Source organism: Candidatus Methylomirabilota bacterium, assembly GCA_035936835.1.
In the GTDB taxonomy this organism is placed as follows: Bacteria; Methylomirabilota; Methylomirabilia; order Rokubacteriales; family CSP1-6; genus AR37.
On sequence record DASYVT010000058.1, the window covers coordinates 1 to 3,925 of the forward strand.

The window sequence follows — 3,925 nt, forward strand, 5'->3', positions numbered from 1 at the left end:
CGACACGCCGTACGTATCGTAGGAGCGCACGACGCCGCTGCGGCCGATCCCGAACTCGAAGCGGCCCTCGCTGATGTGATCCACGGTCGCGATCTCTTCGGCGATGCGGAGCGGATGGTTCAGGGGTAGCACGGTGACGGCAGTCCCCACGCGCAGGCGCTTCGTCCGCGTGGCGATCGCGCTGGCGACCTGGAGCGACGCCGAGATCACCGAGCGGGACGGGTTGAAGTGGATCTCGCCGAGCCACACGCAGTCGTACCCCAGCGCCTCGGCGGCGTCCACGGTCTCGAAGCTTTCGCGGAACGCGTCGGCCTCGCTGACTCCGGGCCGCAGCTCCTCGATGAAGACGCCGAAGTGCATAGGGGGGCAAGAGTAGCGCGGGGGCCCCCGGTGTTCAAGGTGCGTTTCAGGGCCCCCGCCGCGTGCTACTATCCCGTCGTTTTCCACTACGAGGTTTTCCACCACGAGACGGGGAGGCAACGATGGCACTGTTCCGACTGTACACGGGCGCCGACGGCAAGTCCCGCGTCGAGCCGATCGCGCTCGACAAGACCCCCGACTGGGGCAAGGGCCTGGCGACGACGCAAATCTCGTTCCGCGAAGACCCGGTTGGGCGCTTCCTCGACTGGCATCCGGCCCCGCGGCGCCAGTTCGTCATCATCCTGTCCGGCCAGCTCGAGATCGGATTGGGGGACGGCTCCAAGCACCTCTTCGGCGCCGGCGACGCGCGGCTGGTCGAAGACACGACGGGGCAGGGGCATACCACGAAGGTCCACGGGACCCAGCCCTGCCTGACGGCCACGATCCCGCTGCAGCAGCAGTGACCCCAGCAGCAGTGAGCAAGGAGACCCCCATGGCGACCAAGATCCTCTTCGCACCCAAGCAGGCCGACGCGGTCATGGAGATCGCGCGGAGCCTGACGCCGCCCGGCTTCGAGCTGGTGGTGGCGGAACCCGGCACGCCCGAGTTCTACGAGGCGGCCCCCACGGCAGAGTTCTACCTTGGTCTCGCGCGCCAGATGGGCGGCGAGTTCTTCCGGTCGGCGACGAAAATGCGGCTGGTCCAGCTCATCAGCGCGGGGTACGACCACGTCGATATCGAAGCGGCCCGGAAGGCGAAGGTGCCCGTCGCGAACAACGGCGGCGCCAACGCCATCGCCGTGGCCGAGCACACGATCATGCTCATGCTGGCCGTCCTGAAGCGGGTCGTCCGCTTCCACAACGACGTCGTAGCGGGGAAGTGGCGCGCGGGCAACCCGGCCGAGTCGCGCATCTACGAGCTGGCGGGCAAGACGCTCGGCATCGTCGGCCTCGGCAACATCGGCAAGAAGGTCGCCCGCCGGGCGGCGGCGTTCGACATGGCCGTCCAGTACTACGACATCGCCCGCCTCACCGAGGACCAGGAGGACGCCATAGGCGCCCGCTTCGTCCTCCTCGAAGAGCTCCTGCGCACCTCGGACGTCGTGAGCCTCCACGTGCCGCTGACGGACTCGACGCGCAGGCTTCTCGGAGCGCGCGAGCTCGGGATGATGAAGCGGAGCGCGATCGTCATCAACACCTGCCGCGGGCCCGTGGTGGACGAAGACGCGCTGCATCGCGCGCTCACGCAGGGACAGATCGCAGGCGCCGGGCTCGACGTGTTCGTCGAGGAGCCTCCCAAGCCGAGCCATCCACTCTTCGCGCTGCCGAACGTCACGCTCACGCCGCACTCGGCCGGGCCGACCTGGGAGAACTGGACCGCGCGCTTCCGCAACGGCTTCGACAACATCCAGCGCGTCGCCGCCGGCGACAAACCGCGCTGGGTCATCCCGGAGCTCGCCTAAGACCGCGCGGAGCAGGCCAGCTCGACCTCTCGACATGCCGGGCGCGTGAGGCGGGCGGCTCCAGTCGTCGGGGGTGCCGCCCGCAGGCCCTGAGAAACTTAAACGGCGCGTCGGGCGCGACTGTCGCTGGGTTATTCTTGCCCTAGCGCTCAGGAGCCCGATCCTCATGTGGAACCCAAGGAGGACACCATGTCGAGCCAGGACAGCAGCACTCCGCCCGCACCGAAAGAGGCCCAGCCACCGGTCGGTGTCAACCACCTCGTCCTGAACGTACGCAACCTGGAGGAGTCTCACCGATTCTGGACCGAGATCATGGGCTTCCGCCAGGTCGCCGAGCTCAAACCCAGGCCCGGCCGGCCTCCCATGAAGATGCGGTTCTACAGCGGGCTGCGCGATGGAGACGTGACCCACCATGACCTCGCGTTGATGGAAGTCCCGACATCGGCGGGGCCTGGCCCGGATCCCGAGTCCTGGAGCCTTACCCCATCTCGCATCGGGATGAACCACGTGGCGATCGCCTGGCCGGACCGGGAGTCGTGGCTCAAGCAGCTCGCGTTCCTTCGAAGCAAAGGCGTGCGGTTTCATCTCCGCATCAACCATGGCATGACCCACAGCGCCTACATCTCGGACCCCGACGGCTACGGCATCGAGGTGCTCTACGAGTTGCCGCGGGAGATCTGGCACGGTGACATCGATGCGGCTCAGAACTTCGCGGAGCGGCTGCCGACCGAAGGTGAGGAGACCATGATCGATACGGTGGACAATCCCGTGTTCGGCCGAGAGCGTAGATAACATAACCTCCATTGTCAGTCATGGCCCGCCTCGCCCGAGGGTCTTCCCCCGGGGTCTGCCTCGGGCCTTCCTTGGCACAGGGTGTGTGGCCTCACCCGAACGAGCGGCTCGGGTGGCCAAGATTCCAGCGGCCTGGCGTGCTCGCTCTGGCATTCTCGTTGCGTCGGAGGCCGAACAGCGTCCTCGCAAGCTGGGGCGGTCATGCGTGTTCACTAGGGCTACGAGGGGAGACGGGATGCCACAGACACCGCACGTCGAGACGCACTTCACCTCCTCGGAGAAGATCCGGGACATTGTCATCGGGATGTCGGACGGGTTGACCGTGCCCTTTGCCCTGGCCGCCGGCCTGTCAGGCGTGGTGGAGTCGACCGGCATCGTGATTACGGCCGGCCTGGCCGAGGTCGCGGCCGGGGCGATCGCGATGGGTCTCGGAGGGTATCTGGCTGCCCGGACGGACGCAGAGCACTATGTCTCGGAGTACGGGCGAGAGAAGCGGGAGACATTCGACGTTCCAGAGGTCGAGATGGAGGAGGTTGCGAGCATCTTTCGCTCGTACGGGCTGCCGGAGACAACCGTCACGAGTGTCGCCCAGGCCATTCGGAGCGACCGTCGCCGCTGGATCGAGTTCATGATGAAGTTTGAGCTCGGACTGGACAAGCCGGACCCGGCGCGGGCCCGAACGAGCGCGGTGACAATCGCGGGCTCGTACATCGTCGGCGGTCTCGTGCCACTGGCCCCGTACTTCGTCCTGCGCAGTATGGGGACCGCGCTCGTCGTATCCGTGGTGGTGACAGTGCTCGCGTTGCTGGTCTTCGGGTACGTGAAGGGCACCTTCACGGGCAAAAGACCCTTCCGCAGTGCCTGGCAGACGGCGGTCGTAGGAGGGCTGGCGGCCGCGGCGGCGTTTGCGATTGCGAAGCTGATTGCGTAGATCCCTCCTGTGCTATCGGGCTCCTGGGGAGGGCGGCGTCCGAGTCTGACAGGTTACGTCACGGTGACAGGGACCGAGGGGGTCACCAAGGGAGCGGCGACCACCTCCGGATGTCGTTCGTGTTGGCTATCCTCTTCCCCTGCGCTTCTTGACGGACTGACGCCCGCGATTCCACGCGCGTATCCAGCCCCGGCGTATGGACGGCGTACGTCACGCAGATGCGCCTCAACACGCTCATTAAGCACAAGGAGTCATCGCCAGACACGGCGACGAACATGCCGGAGGTGGGCGACTGGACATCGCAGTGATCACAATGCAGGAGCGCCGTTCGCCGTGACGGCGCCACACGGCCCCATCGACGCGCTCCTCGCGGAGCTCCA

General features: G+C 66.7%; 5 protein-coding genes. 4 read left to right on the forward strand and 1 reads right to left on the reverse strand.

All coding sequences use genetic code 11. From position 1 onward, the window contains the following. On the reverse strand, nucleotides 1-360 hold a 360-nt coding region (locus VGV06_04735), incomplete at its 3' end, for an LLM class flavin-dependent oxidoreductase (protein HEV2054465.1). 122 nt (nucleotides 361-482) lie between these two features. On the opposite strand from VGV06_04735, the gene VGV06_04740 reads away from it, so the two are divergent. The 4 genes from VGV06_04740 to VGV06_04755 all read left to right on the forward strand — a co-directional run bounded on the left by VGV06_04740 (nucleotide 483) and on the right by VGV06_04755 (nucleotide 3,545). After that, nucleotides 483-824 (forward strand): hypothetical protein, encoded by a 342-nt coding sequence (locus tag VGV06_04740; protein HEV2054466.1) that lies wholly within the window; start codon nucleotides 483-485, stop codon nucleotides 822-824. A gap of 29 nt (nucleotides 825-853) precedes the next feature. Further along, nucleotides 854-1,822 (forward strand): 2-hydroxyacid dehydrogenase, encoded by a 969-nt coding sequence (locus tag VGV06_04745; GenBank protein ID HEV2054467.1) that lies wholly within the window; start codon nucleotides 854-856, stop codon nucleotides 1,820-1,822. 189 nt (nucleotides 1,823-2,011) lie between these two features. Next, complete coding sequence (locus VGV06_04750) at nucleotides 2,012-2,614, forward strand: VOC family protein (GenBank protein HEV2054468.1); 603 nt, start codon at nucleotides 2,012-2,014, stop codon at nucleotides 2,612-2,614. 235 nt (nucleotides 2,615-2,849) lie between these two features. Then, nucleotides 2,850-3,545 carry a VIT1/CCC1 transporter family protein gene (locus VGV06_04755; GenBank protein HEV2054469.1) on the forward strand — a complete coding sequence of 232 codons (696 nt, stop codon included), beginning with the start codon at nucleotides 2,850-2,852 and terminating at the stop codon, nucleotides 3,543-3,545. The last annotated feature ends 380 nt before the right edge of the window (nucleotides 3,546-3,925 follow it).